The organism is Neisseria animaloris, from assembly GCF_900637855.1.
Lineage (GTDB): Bacteria > Pseudomonadota > Gammaproteobacteria > Burkholderiales > Neisseriaceae > Neisseria > Neisseria animaloris.
In genome coordinates this window covers 1,581,975-1,606,623 of the sequence record NZ_LR134440.1, presented here as the reverse complement: position 1 = coordinate 1,606,623, position 24,649 = coordinate 1,581,975, and the positions used below count along the sequence as shown (strand labels likewise).

25 protein-coding genes are annotated in these 24,649 nt (G+C 49.4%); 4 read left to right on the top strand and 21 right to left on the bottom strand.

Annotated elements, in window-relative coordinates:
- Positions 1-2 precede the first annotated feature (2 nt).
- From EL216_RS07425 to EL216_RS07330, 20 genes are all read right to left on the bottom strand, one after another.
- Complete coding sequence (locus EL216_RS07425) at positions 3-1,499, bottom strand: NADH-quinone oxidoreductase subunit M (RefSeq protein ID WP_085390633.1); 1,497 nt, start codon at positions 1,497-1,499, stop codon at positions 3-5.
- Between the two features lie 36 nt (positions 1,500-1,535).
- A complete protein-coding gene (nuoL, locus tag EL216_RS07420) occupies positions 1,536-3,566 on the bottom strand; it encodes an NADH-quinone oxidoreductase subunit L (protein WP_085390632.1) in 2,031 nt (676 codons plus the stop codon).
- A gap of 18 nt (positions 3,567-3,584) precedes the next feature.
- On the bottom strand, positions 3,585-3,890 hold the full coding sequence (gene nuoK, locus EL216_RS07415) for an NADH-quinone oxidoreductase subunit NuoK (RefSeq protein ID WP_085390630.1): 306 nt from the start codon (positions 3,888-3,890) through the stop codon (positions 3,585-3,587).
- Positions 3,887-4,543, bottom strand: coding sequence for an NADH-quinone oxidoreductase subunit J (locus EL216_RS07410; RefSeq protein ID WP_085390628.1), 657 nt, complete (start codon positions 4,541-4,543; stop codon positions 3,887-3,889). Before EL216_RS07410 ends, nuoK begins: the two co-directional genes overlap by 4 nt.
- 12 nt (positions 4,544-4,555) lie before the next feature.
- Positions 4,556-5,035, bottom strand: a complete 480-nt coding sequence (gene nuoI, locus EL216_RS07405) for an NADH-quinone oxidoreductase subunit NuoI (RefSeq protein WP_085390626.1) — start codon at positions 5,033-5,035, stop codon at positions 4,556-4,558.
- 160 nt (positions 5,036-5,195) lie between these two features.
- Positions 5,196-5,993: a cation transporter gene (locus EL216_RS07400; protein ID WP_085356624.1), complete on the bottom strand. Its 798-nt coding sequence runs from the start codon at positions 5,991-5,993 to the stop codon at positions 5,196-5,198.
- A gap of 166 nt (positions 5,994-6,159) precedes the next feature.
- Positions 6,160-7,209, bottom strand: coding sequence for an NADH-quinone oxidoreductase subunit NuoH (gene nuoH, locus EL216_RS07395; RefSeq protein ID WP_085358673.1), 1,050 nt, complete (start codon positions 7,207-7,209; stop codon positions 6,160-6,162).
- Positions 7,210-7,211: 2 nt separating this feature from the next.
- On the bottom strand, positions 7,212-9,470 hold the full coding sequence (gene nuoG / locus EL216_RS07390; protein WP_085390624.1) for an NADH-quinone oxidoreductase subunit NuoG: 2,259 nt from the start codon (positions 9,468-9,470) through the stop codon (positions 7,212-7,214).
- A 276-nt stretch (positions 9,471-9,746) separates the two neighbouring features.
- Positions 9,747-10,130 (bottom strand): hypothetical protein, encoded by a 384-nt coding sequence (locus tag EL216_RS07385; RefSeq protein ID WP_085390622.1) that lies wholly within the window; start codon positions 10,128-10,130, stop codon positions 9,747-9,749.
- Between the two features lie 16 nt (positions 10,131-10,146).
- Positions 10,147-11,442, bottom strand: coding sequence for an NADH-quinone oxidoreductase subunit NuoF (gene nuoF, locus EL216_RS07380; protein WP_009119547.1), 1,296 nt, complete (start codon positions 11,440-11,442; stop codon positions 10,147-10,149).
- 128 nt (positions 11,443-11,570) lie between these two features.
- On the bottom strand, positions 11,571-12,044 hold the full coding sequence (nuoE, locus tag EL216_RS07375) for an NADH-quinone oxidoreductase subunit NuoE (protein WP_054599411.1): 474 nt from the start codon (positions 12,042-12,044) through the stop codon (positions 11,571-11,573).
- The gene (gene nuoD, locus EL216_RS07370) at positions 12,044-13,300 is read right to left on the bottom strand and encodes an NADH dehydrogenase (quinone) subunit D (protein WP_085358685.1); all 1,257 of its coding nucleotides are present in this window, start codon (positions 13,298-13,300) and stop codon (positions 12,044-12,046) included. Before nuoD ends, nuoE begins: the two co-directional genes overlap by 1 nt.
- Positions 13,293-13,883: an NADH-quinone oxidoreductase subunit C gene (locus EL216_RS07365; RefSeq protein ID WP_085390620.1), complete on the bottom strand. Its 591-nt coding sequence runs from the start codon at positions 13,881-13,883 to the stop codon at positions 13,293-13,295. The genes nuoD and EL216_RS07365 overlap by 8 nt, the downstream gene beginning before the upstream one ends.
- Positions 13,884-13,892: 9 nt before the next feature.
- Positions 13,893-14,372 carry a NuoB/complex I 20 kDa subunit family protein gene (locus tag EL216_RS07360; RefSeq protein ID WP_085390618.1) on the bottom strand — a complete coding sequence of 160 codons (480 nt, stop codon included), beginning with the start codon at positions 14,370-14,372 and terminating at the stop codon, positions 13,893-13,895.
- Entirely contained in the window at positions 14,363-14,719 is a 357-nt protein-coding gene (locus EL216_RS07355; RefSeq protein ID WP_085390616.1) for an NADH-quinone oxidoreductase subunit A, read from the bottom strand. The genes EL216_RS07360 and EL216_RS07355 overlap by 10 nt, the downstream gene beginning before the upstream one ends.
- 485 nt (positions 14,720-15,204) lie before the next feature.
- A complete protein-coding gene (locus EL216_RS07350) occupies positions 15,205-17,049 on the bottom strand; it encodes an ABC transporter ATP-binding protein (protein WP_085390614.1) in 1,845 nt (614 codons plus the stop codon).
- A gap of 81 nt (positions 17,050-17,130) precedes the next feature.
- A complete protein-coding gene (gene ruvA, locus EL216_RS07345) occupies positions 17,131-17,715 on the bottom strand; it encodes a Holliday junction branch migration protein RuvA (RefSeq protein ID WP_085390612.1) in 585 nt (194 codons plus the stop codon).
- Between the two features lie 219 nt (positions 17,716-17,934).
- The gene (locus EL216_RS07340; protein WP_408633959.1) at positions 17,935-18,654 is read right to left on the bottom strand and encodes a septal ring lytic transglycosylase RlpA family protein; all 720 of its coding nucleotides are present in this window, start codon (positions 18,652-18,654) and stop codon (positions 17,935-17,937) included.
- A 67-nt stretch (positions 18,655-18,721) separates the two neighbouring features.
- Positions 18,722-19,186: a tRNA (uridine(34)/cytosine(34)/5-carboxymethylaminomethyluridine(34)-2'-O)-methyltransferase TrmL gene (gene trmL, locus EL216_RS07335; protein ID WP_085390610.1), complete on the bottom strand. Its 465-nt coding sequence runs from the start codon at positions 19,184-19,186 to the stop codon at positions 18,722-18,724.
- A gap of 210 nt (positions 19,187-19,396) precedes the next feature.
- Positions 19,397-20,110 (bottom strand): ComF family protein, encoded by a 714-nt coding sequence (locus tag EL216_RS07330; protein WP_085390608.1) that lies wholly within the window; start codon positions 20,108-20,110, stop codon positions 19,397-19,399.
- On the opposite strand from EL216_RS07330, the gene bioH reads away from it, so the two are divergent.
- Entirely contained in the window at positions 20,109-20,852 is a 744-nt protein-coding gene (bioH, locus tag EL216_RS07325) for a pimeloyl-ACP methyl ester esterase BioH (protein ID WP_085390606.1), read from the top strand. The genes EL216_RS07330 and bioH overlap by 2 nt on opposite strands.
- 182 nt (positions 20,853-21,034) lie before the next feature.
- On the opposite strand, the gene EL216_RS07320 is transcribed toward bioH, so the two are convergent.
- Positions 21,035-22,039 carry a thiamine ABC transporter substrate-binding protein gene (locus tag EL216_RS07320; RefSeq protein WP_085390738.1) on the bottom strand — a complete coding sequence of 335 codons (1,005 nt, stop codon included), beginning with the start codon at positions 22,037-22,039 and terminating at the stop codon, positions 21,035-21,037.
- A gap of 89 nt (positions 22,040-22,128) precedes the next feature.
- Between EL216_RS07320 and EL216_RS07315 the strand changes: the two genes are divergently transcribed.
- From EL216_RS07315 to glmU, 3 genes are all read left to right on the top strand, one after another.
- A complete protein-coding gene (locus EL216_RS07315) occupies positions 22,129-22,782 on the top strand; it encodes a pyrimidine 5'-nucleotidase (RefSeq protein ID WP_085390604.1) in 654 nt (217 codons plus the stop codon).
- 76 nt (positions 22,783-22,858) lie between these two features.
- A complete protein-coding gene (locus tag EL216_RS07310; protein WP_085390602.1) occupies positions 22,859-23,164 on the top strand; it encodes a spore cortex protein in 306 nt (101 codons plus the stop codon).
- 101 nt (positions 23,165-23,265) lie between these two features.
- Complete coding sequence (gene glmU / locus EL216_RS07305; RefSeq protein WP_085390600.1) at positions 23,266-24,642, top strand: bifunctional UDP-N-acetylglucosamine diphosphorylase/glucosamine-1-phosphate N-acetyltransferase GlmU; 1,377 nt, start codon at positions 23,266-23,268, stop codon at positions 24,640-24,642.
- Positions 24,643-24,649 lie beyond the last annotated feature (7 nt).

The following is a 24,649-nucleotide window of genomic DNA, read 5'->3' as shown; positions in this document are numbered from 1 at the left end:
CCTCAAATCTTGCTTTGCGCCACATGGGTAATCAAATCGTTGGCAGCTTGGTGGATTACTTCAATGAAGGCTTGCGGATACAAACCCATGCCCAGAATCGCCAACGCCAAAATAGCCAAAATAGCAAACTCACGGCAATTGATATCTTGCAGTTTTTCTACTTCGGGATTGGTAATGGCACCAAAAATCACCCGCTTGTACATCCACAACGTATAAGCGGCACCATAAATCAAAGTTAAAGCAGCCAAAGCGCCCACCCAGAAATTAACTTCTACCGCACCCATAATAACCATAAATTCACCGACAAAACCCGAGGTTGCAGGTAAACCGGCATTAGCCATCGCAAACAACATCATAAACGCAGCAAATTTCGGCATTACATTTACTACACCACCGTAATCGGCGATATTTCGCGAGTGCAGGCGGTCGTACATTACACCGATACACATAAACATGGCAGCAGAAACAAATCCGTGGGAAATCATCTGAATAACAGCACCTTTTAATGCCCAGTCATTCAAATAACCGCCCGCAAACAAAAACATACCTAAAGTGACAAATCCCATATGGCTGATGGAAGAATAAGCCACCAGTTTTTTCATGTCAGTTTGCACTAACGCCACCATACCGATGTAAATTACCGCAATCAGAGAAAGCACAATGATTGTAGGAGCAAAGAAGCGTGAAGCATCAGGCAGAATAGGCAAAACAAAACGTAAGAAACCATATGCCCCCACTTTCAATGTAATTGCCGCCAACACCATCGAACCTCCGGTAGGTGCTTCAACGTGAGCATCAGGCAACCACGTATGTACCGGCCACATCGGTACTTTCACAGCAAATGATAGGAAGAATGCGATAAACAGAAACTGCTGAACACCCAACGGAATCTGCTTCAAATTTTGGAAATCCACAATCGAGAAACTGCCGCCGATTTGATAAGACAGATAAACCAACCCTACCAACATCAGCAACGATCCGAGCAGAGTATAGAGAAACAGCTTCACTGAAGCATATACACGACGTGGGCCACCCCACATACCGATGATTAAATACAACGGAATCAGCATGCCTTCAAAGAATACATAAAACAGAATGGCATCTTGTGCAGAAAAAGCTCCGTTAATCAAACCCGACATAATCAAAAACGCCGCCATATATTGCGCCGGGCGCTTCTGAATCACTTGCCATCCGGCCAATACCACCATCAACGTGATAAAGCTGTTCAAGATGATAAACAATACCGAAATACCGTCCACACCCAAAGCATAGTTGATATTTAAAGCAGGAATCCAACTATGGAACTCGGTAAACTGATAGCCTCCGCTTAACCGGTCAAACCGGGTAAATAACGGCAGCGTTACCAAGAAACCGGCCAATGCGCCGATAAAAGCCAGCACACGGGCAATACCGGCTCGGCTATCGGAGCCGGTTGCCAATACCAGCACACCCGCTGCTATCGGCACCCATACAGCTAAACTGAGTAAGTTATCTAACATATTCATAACCTGACATTCTTAAGATTGAATTCCCACTTAACCGGCAAATAAATGCCAGAACGTCATACCGATCAACACCAACACGCCAAAAACCATTGCGGCTGCGTAAGTGTAAATAAAGCCGGTCTGCATTTTGCGGATTTGGGCGGCAACGGCACCTACTAATTTTGCCGAACCGTTTACAATACCGTTATCAATAATGGCGGTATCACCTACTTTCCAGAAGAAATTACCCAATGCACGGCTGCCTTTGGCAAATACATTAAAGTAAATCGTATCCAAGTAGTATTTGTTATCAAGCAACTTGTAAACCGGGCTGAAAGCGGCAGCAATCTTTGCAGGCAAATGCGGCGCTTTAACATACAGAATCCAAGCACTAACTACACCGGCAACCGCTAAATACAACACCGGAGTGTGCAAACTATGTGCAACCATCGCCAACGGGCCGTGAAACTCTTCTTTCAAGAGAGCCATTGTCGGGTGGACTTCATGATTCACGAAAATCACATCTTTGAAAAAATCGCCATAGAGCATGGGTTCAATTGCAATATAACCAATGATTACCGACGGAATGGCCAGCAAAATCAACGGCAACGTAACCACCCATGGGCTTTCATGCGGATTGTCGTTTTTCCCTAAACCGTGATGGTGTCCGTCATCGTGGTGTTCATCATGATGCTCAGGAAGTTCACGCCATTTTTCTTTACCGTGGAATACCATAAAGTATTGGCGGAATGCGTAAAACGCCGTTACAAACACACTGGCAAGCACGGCGAAGTAGGCAAACCCGCTCCCCGGCAAAGTGCTGGCATGGGCTGCTTCAATAATAGAATCTTTAGAATAGAAGCCGGCAAAAAACGGGGTACCGATTAATGATAAGTTACCAATTAACATGGTAATCCAAGTAATCGGCATGTACTTTTTCAAATTACCCATATGGCGCATATCTTGATCGTGATGCATGCCGATGATAGTGCTACCTGCGGCCAAAAACAGTAAGGCTTTAAAAAAGGCGTGCGTCATTACATGGAACATAGCAATCGAATAAGCCGATGCGCCCAGAGCGACCGTCATATAGCCCAATTGCGACAAAGTAGAATAAGCAACCACACGTTTGATGTCGTTTTGAATCGTACCTAAGAAGCCCATAAACAACGCAGTAATCGCACCGACCACCATGATTACACTCAGTGCGGTTGAGCTCATCTCATACATCGGAGACATGCGCGACACCATGAACAAACCGGCGGTTACCATGGTTGCCGCATGAATCAATGCGGAAATTGGTGTCGGGCCTTCCATAGAATCAGGCAACCACACATGCAGAGGAAACTGTGCCGATTTACCCATTGCTCCTACAAACAGCAACAAGCAGGTAACCGTCATCAACGACCATTCCATTCCGGGAAACAGTTGGATAGTGGCATTCTGCACATTCGGCAGATAAGCAAACACATCCGCATAACGCAAACTACCGCCGAAATAAGCCAATACCAAACCGATACCCAACAAGAAACCGAAGTCACCCACGCGGTTTACTAAAAAGGCTTTCAGATTGGCAAAAATTGCGCTTTCCCGTTTGAAGTAGAAACCGATCAACAGATAAGACACTAAGCCGACGGCCTCCCATCCGAAGAAAAGCTGAATAAAGTTATTACTCATCACCAACATCAGCATACTGAAAGTGAATAATGAGATATAACTGAAAAAACGTTGGTAGCCTACTTTTTCATCATGCATATAGCCAATGGTATAGATATGCACCATCAAAGATACGCTGGTTACCACCACCATCATCATGGCAGTAAGGGTGTCTACCAAAAAACCGACTGAAAAATCCAAGCCGCCCATGGTTAACCATGTGTACACATTCTCATCAAAGCGGGTACGTGTACCATTGAGGAAACCATACAATACCCAACCCGATAAGACGGTGGAGATTCCCACACCTAAAATGGTTACGGTGTGTGCTCCGGCCCGGCCGATTTGCTTTCCAAACAGCCCGGCCAACAGCGATCCTGCCAACGGAATCAAGGCAATCGCCAGATATAAGTTCATCTCACTCATTATTGCTTATTCTCCCGATTAACCTTTAAGGCTGTTCAAATCGGCCACATTGATTGTGTTACGGTTACGGAACACCAACACCATAATAGCCAAACCGATGGCGGATTCAGCAGCAGCTACCGTCAATACGAAAAATACGAAAATCTGGCCGGCGGTATCACCCAAATGCTGTGAAAATGCGATGAAATTAAAATTAACCGCCAATAACATCAGCTCAATCGACATCAGCAGAATCAGCACGTTTTTACGGTTCATAAAAATGCCCATAGCACTGATACCGAAGAGAAGCGCAGCCAAAACCAAGTAATGCGTCAAGGTAATCATACTTTGCCCTCCTCTTCTTCTTGGCCGTCTGAAACTTCTTTTTCTTCAGACGGCACTACAGCTTCCATTTTTACCATGCGGAAACGGCCTTCTTTGGCGCTTACTTTGACTTGATCGGCAGGATTAATATAGCGCGGGTTATAAGTTTTACGGTGTACCAAAGCAATGGCGGCAATCATACCCAGCACCAACAAAACACCGGCCAACTCAAACGGCAACAGATATGTCGTATAAATCTGGCTGCCTAAATCACGAATATTATTGTAATCGGCAGGGATATCCTTCATTGCACCGAAAGCGGCCAAATTGGTTTTCGGGTTCACCAAAATCAAAATCAGCGCAACGGCCATCAATACGCCGACCAAACCGGCAACGGGAGCATGCCGCCAGAAGCCGGCACGCATTTCCTCAATATCGATGTTCAACATCATAACCACGAACAAGAACAACACCATTACCGCACCGACATACACCAGCACCAAAGTAATGCCCAAAAACTCCGCTTGCATCAACATCCAAATCATGGCACTCGTACTGAAAGTCAGCACCAGATAGAGTGCGGCATGCACGGGGTTTTTTACCGTTACGGTTTTTAACGCACCGAAAAGCACGATAGCTGCCAACACATAGAACAGAATGGTCGTAAAAGTCATCTTTCTGCTCCTCTAACGATACGGTGCATCAGCCGCTTTACGTTTGGCGATTTCATTTTCGTATTTATCGCCAATCGCCAGCAGCATAGGTTTGGTGTAATACAGATCGCCACGTTTCTCACCGTGGTATTCGAGAATATGGGTTTCCACAATGGCATCGGTCGGGCAGGCTTCTTCGCAAAAGCCGCAAAAAATGCACTTGGTCAAATCGATATCGTAACGGGTGGTACGGCGGCTGCCGTCTTCGCGTTGCTCCGATTCGATATTAATCGCCATTGCCGGGCAAACCGCTTCGCACAGTTTGCAGGCAATGCAGCGCTCTTCCCCGTTCGGATAGCGACGCTGGGCATGCAGGCCGCGGAAACGCACGGATTGCGGCGTTTTTTCTTCGGGGAACATAATGGTTTCTTTGCGGGCGAAAAAGTTTTTGAGCGTAACACCCATGCCTTTTACCAATTCGCCTAGCAGGAAGGTTTTGACTAAATTTGCCATAATTACACCCTACCCTATTGTTGCGGATAGCTTTCTTTTAATTAAAAATTTATCTTGGTTAATAAAAAACTGTTTATTAAACAAATCACTTCCATAATATTTCTTCAAAAATTTTTCTGCATAAAAATTCAACCGACTGCCGTCAAATGCTTCGTTCTATTCATCGTGCCAATTTCAATATTCTAATTGCACCTAAAATTACCCATGCAAATACAATGACACCAACAATCAAATCTGGATAGGGTGATTGCCACCATAATACCAAAGCACCTGCCACAATCACTCCCAAATTTACCAATACATCATTAGAAGTAAAAATCATACTAGCCTGCATATGTTCTTCTTGACTACCATTTTGGCGCAATAAATACAAACACACTACGTTAGCCATTAAAGCCAAACATGACACCCACATCATCATTTTAAAATCAGGTAACATCTCAAAATCCCAAAATCGTTTTAACACTTCTATAAGACCCATTACAGCTAAAGTTATCTGAAACCACCCAGCCCAATACGCAATATTTTTCTTATAAATCGTACTTTTACCCACAGCCAATAAAGCCATAAAATAAACTAAGCTGTCTGCCAACATGTCCAAACTATCTGCTATCAAACCTACTGAGTGTGACCACCACCCTGCAATACTTTCAATCAGAAAGAACACAAAATTAATGACTAACACCACATACAACAACTTTTTCTGTTGTTGCTCAACAGGAATCTCTACTGAATCAACCCGCGTGTGCTCAATACATTGAATGTCCCAACCCAATGTTTGTAGATGTTCTAAAACAGATTTACCACCATCTTCATGGTACACCGTTAAAGTTTTATTTGATAAATTAAACTGAAGTTTTTTAACTTCAACCACATCATCTAATTTCATGCGAATTAACTGCTCTTCACAAGAACAATCCATTTGTGCGATACGAAAAACAGTTTTTTGTAAAACCATATTTCCTCTCCACATGATAAATAACTAATCTATCAATACACAAAAGCACCTTCAGCTTTGTTATTTTGCAATCTTTTTCAATAGAAAAAAACACACTCTCTTGTCTCAAGATACTTATTACATACGATTAACGGTAAGCTTTCAAATTTCAATGTAATCTCATCAACTACGACCATAGGCTTAGGGGCGAAATCATCCACAAACCGAGCAATACGATGCACACAAAAGTTACCGGAATCAGCACTTTCCAGCCCAAGCGCATAATTTGGTCGTAACGGTAACGCGGGAAAGTGGCACGAATCCACAAATAGCCGTAAAGGATAAAGGCCATTTTCAAGAACATCCAAAATGCGCTCGGCGTACCGATAATACCCCAGCTTTGCGGGAACGGAGACAGCCAACCGCCTAAGAACATGATGGCGGTAAGCGCACCGATCAGAATCATGAAAATATATTCGGCAAGGAAGAACAGGGCAAATGCAAAGCCCGAATACTCCACATGGAAACCGGCCACGATTTCCGACTCGCCTTCGGCAACGTCGAACGGTGCACGGTTGGTTTCGGCTACGGCGGAAATCAGATACACGATGAATACGGGGAACAAAGCAAACCAGTTCCAAGAGAAAATCGAACCGCCGGCAATGCCTTGGGCTTGGCTGGCAACAATTTCTTTGAAATTCATGCTACCCGAAACCATTACCACACATACCAATGCCGCACCCATGGCAATTTCGTAAGAAATGGTTTGGGCTGAAGAACGCATGGCACCTAAGAATGAATATTTGGAGTTGGAAGCCCAACCCGCAATGATCACACCATACACCGATAAAGAGGTAATCATCAGAATATACAGCAAACCCGCATCCACATTGGTCAGCAGCCATTCATCAGAAAACGGAATCACCGCCCAAGCTGCAAACGCAGGCATCAGCGACATCATCGGGCCGATATAAAACAACGCTTTATTCGACAGTTTGGGGCGGGTAACTTCTTTAAACAGCAACTTCAACACGTCGGCAAACGGCTGAATCAAACCAAACGGGCCGGTTACGTTAGGGCCGACGCGCAGCTGCATATAGCCGATTACCTTACGCTCGAAGTAGGTAAGATAAGCCACCGTCAAAATCAACGGGATCAAGATAATCACGATTTTCAGCACAATCGAAACGATTAAGCCGATCTCATTACCCAACAAGGCTTGGAACCATTCCTGCATGATTAACCCCGCGTCAGTTCGATAGTGTTCATCAACGCACCCGACGCAGCATTTTCAGAATGCAGCGGCAGATACACAACATTTTCAGGCAGGCCCGCATCGGCGCTTACACGCACACCAACCGCCGCGCTGCCCTGCCCTGCCTGCACGGCCTCGCCGTCTTGCAAACCCAAAGCAGCCAAGGTGTTAGGATGAATACGGGCGGCAGGCACTTGTGCATGTGAAGTCGCTTGCAACGGAGCGGAGCGGCGCACAATCGCATCGGTATGGTAGATGCCCACACCGCCTACGCGCACCAAACCGGAGGCCGTCTGAACGGCTTCGCCTTGCCAAGTGCTGCGGTTGTTGAGTTTTTCAGGCAGGCTTTCTTTGTTTACCGCTTCTCTCAACACTTGCTCGCTGCTGTCGTATTCGAAGCCTTCCAGCTCGAACACATTGCCCAGCACACGCAAAACTTTCCACAACGGACGCGAATCGGCAAAGCCTTTTACCACACCGTGGAACGATTGCAGACGGCCTTCCATGCTGATGAAGCTGCCCGATGTTTCAGTAAACGGCGCGATCGGCAACATCACATCGCACACTTCGCGCAAGGTTTCGCTTTCAAACGGCGTAAATGCCATCACGCTTTGGGCTTGCTTCAATGCATCGACCGCTTTACCGCCGTTCGCAACGTCGATTTCAGGTTCTACATTCAGCAGCAATACCGCTTTTTTCGGTTGCGCCAACATTTCTTGAATGCTGTTGCCGCGGTTCACGCCCAACACATCCGCACTCACGCTGTTGGCGGCTTGCGGCAGAACACCCAAAACCGCACCGGTGGCATCGGCCAATTCCTGAGCGGCAGCATAAACCGCCGCATAATCGGGGTGGTTTTGCACTTCGGCACCCAACACGATTGCCGCTTTTTCGGCATTTTTCAGGCTACCTGAAACAGCGTTTTCAAGGTCTTGCGCCATGTTTTTCAGACGGCCTGCCCATTCGTTCGGGTGCACGGCTTCTTGTGCCAGCAGGGGCATATGCAGCTCTTCTTTGCTGCTGGCAATGATGCTCAACGCCATGTAAGACTTAGCGGCGCGGCGCAAACGGGCAGTCAGCAGCGGTTGTTCTTTGCGCAGATTCGCGCCCACAACCAGCACGGCATCGGCATTGCCCAAACTTTCAATGCTTTGACCCAGCCATTGTGCACCTTTCAAGCTGCCCGCAAGGCGGCTGTCTTGCTGCATCAAGCGTGTGTCGAAATGCTTGATATTGAGGCCGTCTGAAAGTTTTTTGGCCAGATACAGCTCTTCAACGGTATTCATCGGGTTGGCCCAAATACCTACCGCATCTTGGCCGTCTTCTTTTTGAATGCAATCTAAGGTTTTACGCACATATTCGAGCGCGGTTTGCCAATCCACTTCATGCCATTGGCCGCCGTGTTTGATTTTCGGGGTTTTCAGACGGCTTTCGTGATACAGGCCTTCGTAGGCGAAGCGGTCGCGGTCGGAAATCCAGCATTCGTTCACGGCTTCATTTTCCAACGGCAACACGCGGCGTACGGTGTGGTCTTTGGTTTGCACGATTAAATTGCTGCCCAAAGCATCATGTGCGGAAATGGTTTTGCGGCGGCTCAATTCCCAAGAGCGGGCATCGTAGCGGAACGGTTTGCTGGTTAAGGCACCCACCGGACACAAATCAATCACGTTGCCGGACAACTCGGTTTCCACCGCTTTGCCGATAAACGGCATGATTTCGGAAAACTCGCCGCGATTGGCCATAGCGATTTCCTGCAAACCGGCAATCTCTTCGGTAAAGCGCGCACAGCGGGTACAGTGGATACAGCGGCTCATTTCTTCCGCCGACACCAACGGCCCCATATCTTTAGGCACAACCGAGCGTTTTTCTTCTTGGTAACGGCTTGACGATTTACCGTAACCCACGGCCAAATCCTGCAACTGACACTCACCGCCTTGGTCGCAAATCGGGCAATCCAGCGGGTGGTTGATGAGCAGAAATTCCATCACGCCTTCCTGCGCCTGCTTGGCCTTGGCGGAATGGGTATGCACCACCATGCCGTCTGTTACCGGCGTGGCACAGGCAGGCAAGGGTTTGGGGGCTTTTTCCACCTCCACCAAGCACATGCGGCAGTTGGCGGCAATGGATAATTTTTTGTGGTAGCAGAAATGCGGGATATAAGTGCCCAGCTCGTGCGCCGCTTCCATTACGGTCGCACCCTGCTTGACTGCAATCTGTTTACCGTCGATTTCAATTTGTAACATGGTGTGTTTCCTAGTTACGGTTTTATTAAAAACTTAAATGAGGCCGTCTGAAATGCTGTTTTTATACGTTTACCAAGTTTTCAGACAGGTATTTTGTTTTTCGGCTATGTTTCAGGTAGCCTGTTTTTCAATTCCTACTTCATTAATCAATTTAAAGCTTCAAAGCCAACTTTCGCCTGAGTGAAAGAAAATCAGTTTAAGTAGGTTGGGTTGTTAAACCCAACGTTTCAGACGGCCTGATGTTTGTGTTGGGTTTTACAACCCAACCTACTCTACTTATGGTTCAATTGGTGCATTATTAAACTCAATGTATAAGTCTTCCTGAGCATCAACTACATCGGGTACAACATCTCTCCAATTATCAGTTTGGAATCTATTCAATTGATTATCAACTTGCTGAGACTTATATTTGAGCTCTTCAATATGCTGATTCATATCCTCTTGGTATTGCTCATAATCTGAAACCTGCTGTCGTAATTTTTCAATTTCAGCTTCTTGAGCCTCAGCTTCGTGAGCATTCAACTCATTTTCATATTGTATATTCTGATGATAATCATCGTTGTATATTTGATCATCAGAAGAATAACGCCCACCACCACCTCCACAAGCACACAAAAAGACCACGGCAATATATATTAATAAATGTTTGAATAATTTCATTTCACTTCGAAAATTTCTAACACCACTTATGCTCTTTAGCCGGTTTGCCATGCTCGATATAGTGTTCAAACTCGTGGCGGAAATGCTTGGTAAAGCTGCGCACGGGGAATACGGCGGCATCGGCCAAGGCGCAGATGGTGCGGCCGGCCATGTTGTTGCCGACCGAATCGAGCAAGTCCAAATCTTCGGGGCGGCCTTTGCCTTCGGCAATGCGGTGCACCACGCGGTATAACCAGCCGGTACCTTCGCGGCAGGGAGTACATTGGCCGCAGGATTCTTCGTGGTAGAAGTAGCTCAAGCGTTCAAGCGCTTTGACCATGCACACGTCTTCGTCCATCACGATAATCGCGCCCGAACCGAGCATGGAACCTGCTTTGGCGATGGAATCGTAATCCATGTTCAAGGTCATCATCACTTCGCCGGGCAATACAGGCGCTGACGAACCGCCGGGAATCACGGCTTTGAGTTTTTTGCCGTCTTTCATGCCACCGGCCATTTCCAACAATTTGGCAAACGGCGTACCTAACGGCACTTCGTAGTTGCCGGGGCGTTCAACGTGGCCGGAAATGGAAAACAGCTTGGTGCCGCCTGCGTTTTCGATGCCTTTGTCGGCAAAAGTCTGTCCGCCGTCACGGATAATGAACGGCACCGAAGCAAAGGTTTCGGTATTGTTGATGGTGGTGGGTTTTCCGTACAGGCCGTATGAAGCGGGGAACGGCGGTTTGAAACGCGGTTGGCCTTTCTTGCCTTCGAGCGATTCCAGCAATGCGGTTTCTTCGCCGCAGATATATGCGCCGTAACCGTGGGCGGCAAACAGCTCGAAGCTGAAATCCGTTCCCATGATGTTTTTACCCAAGAAACCGGCTTGGCGGGCTTCGGCTAAAGCTTCTTCAAAACGCTGGTAACCTTCGAAGATTTCGCCGTGGATATAGTTATAGCCTGCTTCCGCACCCATTGCGTATCCGGCAATGATCATGCCTTCAATCAACGCATGGGGGTTGAAGTTGATGATGTCGCGGTCTTTGAATGTGCCGGGTTCGCCTTCATCGGTGTTGCAGACGACGTATTTCGCACCGGGGAAGGAACGGGGCATAAAGCTCCATTTCAAACCGGTGGGGAAGCCCGCACCGCCACGGCCGCGCAAGCCCGAAGTTTTGACTTCGGCAATCACGTCGTCTTGCGACATGTTTTCAGTCAGGATTTTACGCAGCGCTTGGTAGCCGCCGCGCGCTTGGTATGCTTCCAAGTGCCAACAGTCGGGATTACGGGTATCGACGTTTTCAAAAATCACGCCTGATTGGAAAATAGCCATTTGCTTAGCCCTAATCGGTTAATCTTCTTCAATCTTTTGTTTAGCCGCCCAACCGCCTGATGCGGTTATGCGCTGATATTTTTTACATGCCTGTCTGAAGGGTTTTCAGACGGCCTTTCAGGTAGCCCTTACTGCAATTCCGCCAATTTTTGCTCAATCGCTTCTTCAGTCATAAAACTGCACATTTTGTGGTTGTTTACCAGCATCACGGGGGCATCGCCGCATGCGCCCATGCACTCGCCTTCCATTAAGGTATAGAGGCCGTCTGAAGTGGTTTCGCCAAAGCCGATGCCGAGTTTCTGTTTCAGGTATTCGGCTGCATTCACACCGCCGCGCAGGGCGCAAGGCAGGTTGGTGCAGACGGTGAGTTTGTATTTGCCTACGGGGGCGAGGTCGTACATATTGTAGAAAGTGGCGACTTCGTAAGCGGCTGCCGGTGCGATGCCGACATAATCGGCCACAAACTCTATGGTTTCGGGCGTGAGCCAGCGTTTTTCTTCTTGGGCAATGCGTAATGCGCCCATGATGGCGGAACGGCGTTGGTCGGCAGGGTATTTCGCCAATTCAACATCTATCAGTTTTAAAGATTCTGCGGATAACATTATCGGTCTACCTCTCCGAATACGATGTCTTGCGTACCGATGATGGCTACCACGTCGGCCAACATGTGGCCGCGTGCCATTTCGTCCATGCCTTGCAGGTGGGCAAAGCCGGGCGCACGGATTTTCAGGCGGTAAGGTTTGTTGGCGCCGTCTGAAATCATATAAATGCCGAACTCGCCTTTGGGGTGCTCGACTGCGGCATAGGTTTCGCCTTCGGGCACGTGCATGCCTTCGGTAAACAGTTTGAAGTGGTGAATCAAGTCTTCCATACCCATTTTCATTTCGGTACGTTTGGGCGGCGCGACTTTGTGGTTATCGACAATCACGGGACCGGGGTTGGCTTTGAGCCATTGCACGCACTGTTTGATAATGCGGTTAGATTCGCGCATTTCGTTGATACGGCACAGATAGCGGTCGTAGCAGTCGCCGTTTACGCCGACGGGAATATCGAAATCAACGTTGGCATAGGCATCATAAGGGGCTTTTTTGCGGATATCCCATTCGATGCCCGAACCGCGCAGCATCACGCCGGTAAAGCCTTTTTGCAGGGCGCGTTCGGGCGAAACCACGCCGATGCCGACGGTACGCTGTTTCCAAATACGGTTGTCGGTGAGCAGGCTTTCGTATTCGTCTACACAACCGGGGAAGCGTTCGGTAAAGGCCTCGATAAAATCGAGCATGGTGCCTTCGCGGGCTTCGTTGAGCTTTTTCAGCACTTTGGCATTGCGGAATTTGCTCGATTCGTATTTAGGCATGAAGTCGGGCAAATCGCGATATACACCACCGGGGCGGAAGTAGGCCGCGTGCATACGGGCGCCGGATACGGCTTCGTATAAGTCCATCAACTCTTCGCGCTCGCGGAAAGCATAGAGAAACACAGTCATCGCGCCGATATCGAGCGCATGGGAACCGATACCCATCAGGTGGTTCAGAATGCGGGTTACTTCGGCAAACATCACACGGATGTATTGGGCGCGGATAGGGACTTCGACTCCGGTCAGTTTTTCTACTGCCAAACAATACGCCTGCTCGTTGACCATCATGGAAACGTAGTCCAAGCGGTCCATATAAGGCAGGGCTTGCAGGTAGGTGCGGGTTTCGGCCAGTTTTTCGGTACCGCGGTGCAAAAGGCCGATATGCGGGTCGGCACGGACGATGGTTTCGCCTTCCAGCTCCAAAATCATACGCAATACGCCGTGCGCGGCAGGGTGCTGCGGGCCGAAGTTGATGGTGTAGTTTCTTAATTTATTAGCCACCGTAGTTCTCCTCGCGGACGATGCGCGGGGTAATTTCGCGCGGCTCGATGGTTACGGGTTGGTAAATCACGCGTTTCTCGGCTTCGTCGTAACGCATTTCTACATAGCCTGAAATCGGGAAATCTTTGCGGAAAGGATGGCCGACAAAACCGTAGTCGGTGAGAATGCGGCGCAAATCGGGGTGGTTGTTGAACAGAATACCGAACAGGTCGAAGGCTTCGCGTTCGTACCAATCGGCGCTGTTGTAAATATCGGTAACGGAATCGACAACAGGAAAATCGTCATCTGCCGCCCACACGCGCACACGGATGCGTTGGTTGTTTTTGATAGACAGAAGCTGGCTGACTACGGCAAAGCGTTTGCCTTCCCAAACTTCGTTTTTATACGTGCTGTAATCCACTCCGCACAAATCAACCAACTGCTCGAAATGCAGTTCTTCATGGTCGCGCAGAATGTTCATTACTTCCGAATAATCTTTTGCCGCACATTCGACCGTTACTTCATTCAAAGCCAGAATAACTTTGGAGGCTTTATCGCCCAGAATACGGGTAGCGGTTTCGTGCAAGGTTTTTACATTTGCCATAATGCCCTCCTAATCCCGTGCAATCGTTGATGTGCGTTTGATTTTTTGTTGGAGCTGAATCAAACCGTAAATCAATGCTTCGGCTGTCGGCGGGCAACCGGGCACATAAACGTCTACCGGTACGATGCGGTCGCAACCACGCACCACTGAGTAAGAATAGTGGTAGTAACCGCCGCCGTTGGCACAAGACCCCATCGACAACACCCAGCGGGGCTCGGCCATCTGGTCGTATACGCGGCGCAAGGCGGGTGCCATTTTGTTGCACAGGGTACCGGCCACAATCATCAAATCGGACTGCCGCGGAGAGGGTCGGAAAATAATCCCGAATCGGTCGAGGTCGTAACGCGACGCACCAGCCTGCATCATTTCAACCGCGCAGCAAGCCAAACCGAACGTTACCGGCCACAACGAGCCAGTACGCATATAGTTGAGCACAGTATCTGCACTGGTGGTAATGAAACCTTTTTTCAAAACGCCTTCTATTCCCATTCTAAAGCGCCTTTTTTCCATTCATAAACAAAACCTATCGTGAGAATCACGATAAACACGAACATCGACCAGAAACCGAATGCGCCCAAATCTTTGAACACAACTGCCCACGGAAACATGAAAGCGATTTCCAAATCAAAAAGAATAAATAAGATTGCAACCAGATAGTAACGCACGTCGAATTTCATACGCGCATTTTCAAAAGCTTCAAAGCCGCATTCAAAGGGGGCATCTTTTTCCGCATAGTGCCGTTTCGGACCGAGCAGATTACCCAAAACGAGAAACACTACACCGGCAATCAGGCCGACGAGAATAAAAACGAATACGGGAAAATAATTAGCCAACATGGTTTGTACCTAAAGTGTTAACATGAAAATGCTGGTAAAACGCTTTTTCATTGTAGCGAATTTCAGGAATGTTTAAAAGTTGAAGTATTAAAAAAATCCTTGAAAAACCTAATAATTTCAAACTCTTCATGATAACGATTATCATTAATTCAATTTAATCATTAACAAAACGGCATCATTTTAAAGTTTACAAATCGTTATTTCGGCCTCGATAGCCTTTACTGTGATTAAAATATAATTAACTTTTCTTAATACTTGAATTCATGCCTCAAATCTTTGTTTTAACGAAATTTAATTGCAATGTAGCGATATGTAGTCTAAGTAGCTTTCCATCGCGTCTGACAGCCATTTTGTAAAAATAGAAATTACATAAAAATCAAAACTTTAAATTATTCACATATTAATTACTACAATACCAAACACTGAGGCCGTCTGAAACTTTTATTCAGACGGCCTCTTTTCACACTACTTCTTATTACTATTGATTACCCTATGTGGTCTGCCAAAAATCCGCCGCTTTGGTGCGCCCACAGTTTGGCATACAAACCGTTTTTCTCCAGCAATTCGGCATGGCTGCCCTCTTCGACGATACGTCCTTTATCAAGCACAATCAGTCTGTCCATAGCGGCAATGGTGGATAAACGGTGGGCGATGGCGATCACGGTTTTGTTTTCCATCATCTTATCCAAACTTTCCTGAATCGCCGCTTCCACTTCGGAATCCAGTGCGCTGGTGGCTTCGTCGAGCAGCAGAATCGGTGCATCTTTCAGCATCACGCGGGCGATGGCGATGCGCTGCCGCTGGCCGCCTGAAAGTTTCACGCCTCTTTCGCCCACATGTGCATCGTATCCCCTGCGGCCTTTGGCATCGGAAAGATTAGGGATGAAATCGGCGGCTTCGGCTTTTTCGGCAGCCTGATACATTTCTTCTTCGGTGGCATCGGGTCGGCCGTAAACAATGTTGTCGCGCACGGAGCGATGCAGCAGGCTGGTATCTTGTGTTACCAAGCCGATTTGGGCGCGCAGGCTTTCTTGGGTAATGTCGTTGATACTTTGGCCGTCGATGGTGATGGCACCGCTTTGCGGTTCGTAAAAGCGCAACAACAGATTAACGATGGTCGATTTACCGGCACCGGAACGCCCGATCAAACCGACTTTTTCGCCCGGTTTGATGTGCAGGTTAAAGCCGTTGAGCAATGGTTTGCCTACTTCGTAAGAAAAATCGACATGCTCGAAACGGATGTCGCCATGCTCCACTTTCAACGGCAGTGCGGCCGGTTTGTCTAAAATGGTTTGCGGTTTAGACAAAGTAACCATGCCGTCATTCACGGTGCCGATGTTTTCAAACAAACGGGCCGATTCCCACATGATGTATTGCGACAACCCGTTCACGCGCAAAGCCATGGCGGTGGCGGTGGCAATCGCGCCTACCCCGACCTGCCCGTTCTGCCACAGCCAAATGCCTAAAGCGGTGGTGGACAAGGTGAGCGACGTACTCACAATAAAATTACAAGTCGACAGCAAAGTCGCCAAACGCATTTGTGCATGCACCGTTACCATGAATTCCTGCATCGACTGCTTGGCATAACCTGCCTCTCGCGCACCATGCGAAAACAGTTTAACTGTGGTGATATTGGAATAGGCATCGGTAATGCGGCCGGTCATCAACGAGCGGGCATCTGCCTGACGCTGTGCCGTTTTCGCCAACTTGGGAATCAGCACGCGCATCACGGTGCCAAACGCGATAATCCAACACACGAACGGCAGCAGCAGCCAGCCGTCGAACGCCGCCAGAATCACGCCCGAGCTGATGAAATACACCAGCACATAAACCACCATATCGGCCAGCGTCATCACCGTATCGCGCACCGCCAGCGCGGTTTGCATCACTTTGGCCGAAACCCGTCCGGCAAATTCGTCCTGATAAAACCCAAGGCTCTGCCCCAGCATCAGGCGGTGGAAATTCCAGCGCAGGCGCATCGGAAACACGCCTTGCAAAGTTTGCAGGCGCACGTTCGACGCAACGAAATGCCAAAACACGGCAAACACCATCAGCGCGGCCATGCCCGTTAATGCCCGGCCTTTTTCCGCCCACAGAGTTTGCGGCGTGTATGCGCCCAGCCAATCGACCACTTTGCCCATAAATTGAAACAGTAGGGCTTCCATGATGCCAATGCCTACAGTCATCAGAGCCAGCACCAAAATCCAACCGCGCATGCCTTCCATGCTGCCCCAAAGGAAAGGCCATAAGCCTTTCGGCGGCGTAGCCGGTGCATTGTCGGGATAAGGGTCGATACGGGATTCGAACCAGTCAAATATTTTCTTCATCATACTTTCACTGCTTAATCATAACGGCTTGCGGTTTTTTCAGACGGCCTCAGCGGTTTAAACACCCGATAGGCCGTCTGAAAACTATTTCAACAAATTCTTCAAAGCCAAACGCACGCCTTCGCTCACATCCGTGCCTGCCGCAATGCCTTTTACCGCGGCTTTGGCTTCACGCTCGTTGTAGCCCAAGGCCAAAAGCGTGCTGACGATATCGTCGGTTTCGTCCGGCGCGGCAGCGGGGGCGAACAGGCCGGTGGCGGTTTGTTCCGACACCAGTTTGCCGCGCAGTTCGAGCACCATGCGTTCGGCGGTTTTTTTGCCGATGCCGGGCGCGGAAGAAAGCCGTTTCACATCTTCCTGAGCCACAGCCTGCGCCAGTTCGTCCGAAGTCATGGCCGACAAAATACCCAATGCGGTTTTGGCCCCTATGCCGCTTACCTTAACCAACTGGCGGAACGTGGCGCGTTCGGCGGCCGAGGCAAATCCGAACAGCAGATGCGCATCTTCGCGCACCACAAGCTGGGTATAGAGCTGCACGGTTTCGCCAAGCGGCGGCAGCAGATAAAAAGTCTGCATCGATACATCGACTTCGTAACCCACCCCGTTGACATCAATCACGATTTGCGGAGGTGTTTTTTCGATGAGTTTACCGGTGAGTCTGCTGATCATGGTTGCTTCCGTTCGGTATTGTGGGATATGGCTGTGGAACTGAACTTTCCACAGTTACCGCAAATAAACTTAACTACAGCATTACTGCCTTGTATCAAAAATAAGTTTATTTGCCATATAAAAATCATGGGGGCCGTCTGAAAGCTTTTTCAGACGGCCCCGCATTATACACCGCACAAACAAAACGGCCTGCATAATGCAGGCCGTCTGAAAACAAAATTAAATAGCTGCGGACACCCGGCTTCTTGCATCGTCGGCATGTTCCTGACGGTTGAACGGACCCATTTTGACAACATAACTGTCGGCCTGTTTTTCCATAACCACCTTTTGCTCCATATCTGCCGATTTCAAACGGCTGCCGGCGCGTTTCACATAATCGCGGGCTTCGGCTTTGGTATCGAAACTTTTCAGATTCACATAGATACTGCGGGCATCGGCCTGTGCAAAGTTTTCGGCTTTTTGGCCGCCCGGCAGGATTTGCTCCACACGCACCTTTGCCGTGCCTTTGTGGATGAAGCCCAATTTTTGGGCAGCAGCCTTGGACACATCCACCACACGACTACCGTGGAACGGGCCGCGGTCGTTGATGCGTACTACCACGCTTTTACCGTTAGCAAGATTGGTAACACGGGCATAACTGGGAATCGGCAGGGTTTTATGCGCGGCAGTCATCGCGTGCATATTGTAACGCTCGCCGCTGGAAGTTTTACGGCCGTGGAATTGGCCACCATACCATGATGCCTTACCGGTTTGGCTGAAGGAAGATACTTTTTTTAACGGGGTGTAGCGTTTGCCGGCCACTTTGTAGCTCATATTGGCGGCACGATTCAGTTTTTCGGCTTTTACAACGGCATCCGCGTTGGCGTTACCACTGAAAACCAGTCCTAATGAAAGAGCGGCAAATACGCCGGTAAAGAAAGTATTTTTGGCTTGAGTCAAAACAAATTCCAATTCTCGAGTTGATAACGCTGCGCTTCGGGAATCCGAAGCATTTTCAGGCGGCCTGTTACAAACCGCCCTGATAGTCGTGCTGCCGCCACGCTTCAAACAACATCACGGCAACGGTATTCGATAAATTCATGCTTCTGCTGCCGGGCATCATCGGCAAGCGCAATTTTTGTTCCGCAGGCAGGCTGTTGAGAATTTCAGCCGGCAGGCCGCGGGTTTCGGGGCCGAACAAAAACACATCCCCCGCTTCAAACTCCGCTCGGTCGGGGCGGGCGCTGCCTTTGGTGGTTAGCGCGAAAATGCGCCGCCCTGCCAGAGTTTGCAAACAATCGTCGAAATTTTCATGAACGGTCAACTTGGCAAACTCATGGTAATCCAGCCCTGCCCGTTTCATCTTGCTTGAGTCCAGCGGAAAACCGAGCGGCTTGACCAAATGCAGATCCGCGCCGGTATTGGCGCACAAACGGATAATGTTGCCCGTATTGGGCGGTATTTCAGGCTGGTATAAAACAACCGTAAACATTGGGAACCTTTTATTGTTTATTTTGTCTTCTTTTGTAAATGTCTGTTGCGCCTGCTCTTAAAGATTCGGAAATACTGTTCCCTTTGAAAGCCGTTCCGTATGCCGCACAAAAAGCGCAACCGACGACAAAATGACAGATAGGTTCTATAAATCAAATATTTAAGAGTACGCACTATGCCTCAAACGGTAGGCCTAGTCAAAAATCTTTGGTTATTTTTTCATTTGCGGATGTGCCAGTGCCCAACAAAAAACTGCGGCAGCGCCCGCATTTTTTAGCGTTCGCGCCAATTCTTCAATCGTTGCACCTGTTGTAGTAACGTCATCAATCAATAGTATCTTACGATTCTTAACACCGTGATTTTTCACTGTGAACACGTTCCGTACATTTTTACGGCGTTCGTTCCGTTTCAGTGTGCTTTGCGGCAGATGATGCCGTCTGAATATCGTATGATGCGGCAAAATTTCCCAACCGTAAACCCTGCCTACAATTTCAGCCAATTCGTCGCTCTGGTTGAAACCGCGAAACAAACGCCTGTCTTTGCTTAACGGCACGGCCAGCACGGAATCGATTTCCGCACCGGCCAGCCAGGGCGGCGCATGATCGAGCATCAGTGCCGACAACGGGTTCAGCATACTCAAATCTGCCTGATGCTTAAACGCATGAATCATGGTGCTGACGGGCGGCTCGTAATAAACCGATGTCCACAATTTTTCAAACGGCGGCGGCTTCCGCTGACATTGCCCGCATATCGTGCCGCCCGTGCTGACATTGGTGCAGCAAGGGCAGATATTGGCCGCATCGGTGCGCAATCCGGCCAAATCCGCCGCACAACCTGCACACAGGCCGTCTGAAACGGCGGAAGCATGGCATAATACACAGCGTTTCACGCCTGATAATTTACGCCACCACGAGAGTATGTTCATGCAGCATCCTGCCAAAAAAGTTTATCTGATCCACGGCTGGGCGGCGAACCGCCATATTTTCGACGACTTAACCCCGCGCCTGCCTGCCGGATGGGAAATCCGCACCGTCAATTTACCCGGCCACGGCGATGCGCCGTTTAACGGCGAATTCGATGTCGCCGCGACCGCCGATATGATCGCCCGCCAAATCGATGAGCCGGCCTATCTGCTCGGCTGGTCGCTCGGCGGGCTGATTTCGCTTTATCTTGCGGCCAATTACCCTGAAAAAGTCCGTTCCCTCTGCCTGACCGCCAGCTTCGCCCGCTTCCAAGCCGCACCCGACTATCCTGAAGGCTTAACCAATCCGGCACTGGCGAAAATGATAGCGCTGTTTCAGCAAGATTATCACAAATATATGAAACAGTTTCTCCAGTTGCAATTTTTATATGCCAAAGAACAGCAACCCGTCTTGGAAAAAGTGCTGCCCGACATCGTCAAACACGGCGCACCGGCGGCAATGCAGGCCGCGTTGGATGCCGTGGCCAATGCCGATGCCCGCGTGTTTTTGCCGGATATCGCCACCCCCACGCTGCTGATATTCGGCGGCAAAGATTCCATCACGCCCCCGCGCATGGGCGAATACCTGCACCGCCACTTGCCCGAAAGCGAGCTGTACATCATTCCCAAAGCCGCCCATGCGCCGTTTTTAACGCAGGCAGATGAATTTGCGGCATTGTTGGCTGAATTTTTTGAACGGCACTAGCCGCTTTTTCAGACGGCCTGAAACTTTATTTCTCCGATTAAAACCTTTCCGAAATGCTCGAATGCTGCTCGGAAATTTACCAAGCCCTCAAATTGTTCGATGCGCGGCAACATAACCAACAAAGCAGGCCGTCTGAAATCTTTCAGACGGCCTGCTTAACCATTTGAATATAGAAATGCCGTTTACTTCAACACCACCCGTACCCAACGGCTGACCCATGTTTTCTGCTTTTGGGTGATCTGAGCCGTATCCGGCGTGTAGTGGTGATCGGGCAGTTGAGCAAAATCGAACACTTTGGGCAACGGCGTACCTTTTACCGCCGGATAAACCCACATTTCAGACGGCAGCGCTTTCTGCACTTCGCCGCTTTGCAGATAACTCACCAGCTTGGCCGCCAACGCAGGCTGTTTGGCACCGCGCAATACCGCCGCGCCTTCTACCTGGCGGAAAACCGCGCCTTTCAAAAACAGGTTGCCCGTGGGAGGTGTTTGATATTTACCTTTACCGAAATGCACTTCGGCGGCCGGACTGGTGGCATAGCTGACAATCAGCGGGCGCGAACCACCGTTTTGAGTAAAGTCGGTATAATAAGCGTCGCTCCAGCTTTTTGATACTTTCACGCCGTTTTTACGCATATCAGCCCACCATTTAAACGCCTGCTCTTCACCCATGCCGGCAATATTGGCCATCAAGAAAGCCAAACCAGGGCCCGAAGTACCGGGGTTTTGAGTAACCAACAGGTTTTTGTAGGCGGGTTTGGTTAAATCTTCCAACGACTTGGGCAGAGGCAGGTTTTTCTCGGCAAACCATTTTTTATCGTAGTTCAACACTACATAAGCATAATCTACCGCTGCCGCACCGGGCAGCGTAACGTCCGTAGCGGCCGAGCGCGGCTGCTGTACCGCCAAAATGCCGCTTTGGGCGGCCTTGCCGATGTTTACATTATCCAAACCATATACCGCATCGGCAATCGGCTTGGCACGGCTGAGAATCAGTTTGTTGAGCATTTCATTGCCGCTGCCCGCCTTGATAACGGTTACTTTGGCCTTGTTTTCACGCTCGAATTTGACAAACGCATTTTTGGGCAGACTGAACGAATTGTGTACCACCAAGCGTACTTCGGTTTGTGCCCACGCACTCAAGCTGAACAGCAATGCTCCCCAACCAAAAACAATTTTCCGATTCATTTTCATTTCTATCTTAATAATATAAACGGGTGTGTTAATATTTTTTGTTACAACAGCTAACTTCTTCAATATAAAATATTTTAAATGTTATGGATTGTCAAACGATTTGGTTGTTCGACCTCGACAACACCCTCCATCATGCCGACAACGGCATCTTCCATTTAATCAACCGCCACATGACGGATTATCTTGCCCGCAAACTGAGTTTGAGCACCGAAGCGGCATCGGCGCTGCGGCAGGATTACTGGCACCGTTACGGCGCAACCCTGGCAGGGCTGCAAAAGCACCACCCCGAAATCTGCGTGGAAGAATTTTTACAACAAAGCCACCCTTTGCCCGAAATTCTGGCCGCACTGGTGCCGATGGAAAACACGATAGAAACTTTAGGCCGTCTGAAAGGTCGAAAAGCAATATTCTCCAACGGCCCCTCGTTTTACGTACAGGCGCTGGCCGATGCACTGAATATCACGCCGTATTTCGATGCCCTCTTCGGCACCGACGATTTCGGCCTTTGCTATAAACCCGACGAACAGTCATACCTTTCCGTTTGCCGCCTGTTTGCGGCCCGCCCTGAAAACTGCATTATGGTGGACGACAGCGCCGACAACCTTCATGCTGCAAAAGCATTGAACATGCGCACGGTATGGTTTGGCAAACATGCACATCCGCTGCCGTTTATCGACTTCGCTGCCAATGATATGGCCGGACTCGCCCGCTGGGTCGGAGAATCAGAACAAACTTAGACGCATGCTATCAATCGGTACGCAAATTGATTAAAATGGCAGGCGGTTTTCGAATAATCTTTGATAAGGAAAAATCATGCGTTCAATCGTCTTACTATTGGCATTTTCAGCTTTGGGCGGCTGCTCTTGGGAAACTTACCGAACCGCCGACGGCCACACGGCATTGCGTCAAAAATATGAAACCGGCACTCCCGTGTATTATCAAGACGGATCATATTCGCGCAATATGAGATACAACCAATTCCGCCCCGAGCAGCGTGCCGTTACCAAAAACGGTGAAGCCGCCGAAGTACGCGGCACCAACTGGCAAAAACCCGGTGTAACGCCGATGCCGCAAAATACCGCCGCCTCGGAAGCCATGCCCGACGGCAGCCAGCATTAACTCCTTCTTACATAAAAATAAAAAATAAGTAATCTAATAAGGCCGTCTGAAACTTTTTCAGACGGCATCTATTAAATCTACCTTGTAAATAAGGCATAATCATGAGTTCATCTCCCCTGCACATCGTCATCCTCGCAGCCGGCAAAGGCACGCGCATGTATTCCAAACTTCCCAAAGTGTTGCACGAAATCGGCGGCGAACCGATGGTGCAACGGGTGATCGACACTGCGCAAAGCCTTAATCCTCAAAGCATCTGCGTGGTGATCGGCCACGGCAAAGAGCAAGTGTTGGCGCGGGTTGAACGCGATGTGAACTGGGTGGAACAAACCGAACAGCTCGGCACAGGCCACGCCGTCAAAATGGCCTTGCCGCACCTGCCTAAAGAAGGCCGCACGCTGGTGCTTTACGGCGACGTGCCGCTCACCGATGCCGACACGCTGCAAAAACTGCTGGATGCCGCCGGTAACGAAGTCGGCCTGCTGACCGACGTGCTCGACGACCCCACAGGTTACGGCCGCATCATCCGCGAAGGCGGCAAAGTGGTGGCAATCGTCGAAGAAAAAGATGCCGATGCCGCCCAAAAAGCCGTAAAAGAAACCAACACCGGCATTCTCGTGTTGCCCAACGCCAAACTCGAAGGCTGGCTGAACAGCCTTTCCAGCAACAACGCCCAAGGCGAATACTACTTAACCGACCTGATTGCACTGGCCAATTCAGACGGCATCGCCGTGCATCCCGTTCAAGTTTCCGCCTCCTATCTGGCCGCCGGCGTAAACAACAAAGTGCAGCTTGCCGAGTTGGAACGCATTTTCCAAAACAATCAGGCGCAAGCCCTGCTCAAAGCCGGCGTTACCCTGCGCGACCCCGCCCGCTTCGATTTGAGAGGCCGTCTGAAACACGGCCAAGATGTCGTGATTGATGTAAACGTGGTCATCGAAGGCGATGTCGAATTGGGTGATGATGTGGAAATCGGCGCACATTGCGTAATCAAAAACGCCAAAATCGCCTCCGGCACCCAAATCGCCCCCTTCTCGCACCTCGAAGGTTGCGAAGTCGGCGAAGATGCCCGCATCGGCCCGTTCGCCCGTTTACGCCCCAACGCCAAGCTCGCCGGCGAAGTGCATATAGGCAACTTCGTCGAAGTGAAAAACACCGTGATGGGCAAAGGCAGCAAAGCCAACCACCTTACCTACTTAGGCGATGCCGAAATCGGCAGCAAAACCAATATCGGTGCGGGCACCATCACCGCCAACTACGACGGCGTGAACAAACACAAAACCGAAATCGGCGACGATGTACGCATCGGTTCCAACGTCGTGCTCGTGGCCCCGGTTAAGCTGGGCAACAAAGTTACCGTCGGCGCAGGCAGCTCGATTACCAAAAACTGCGAAGACAACACTCTGGCGGTTGCCCGCGCCCGCCAAACCGTAATTGAAGGCTGGGAGCGGCCTGAAAAAAGCGGCAAGAAAGCATCTTAAGTTCTGC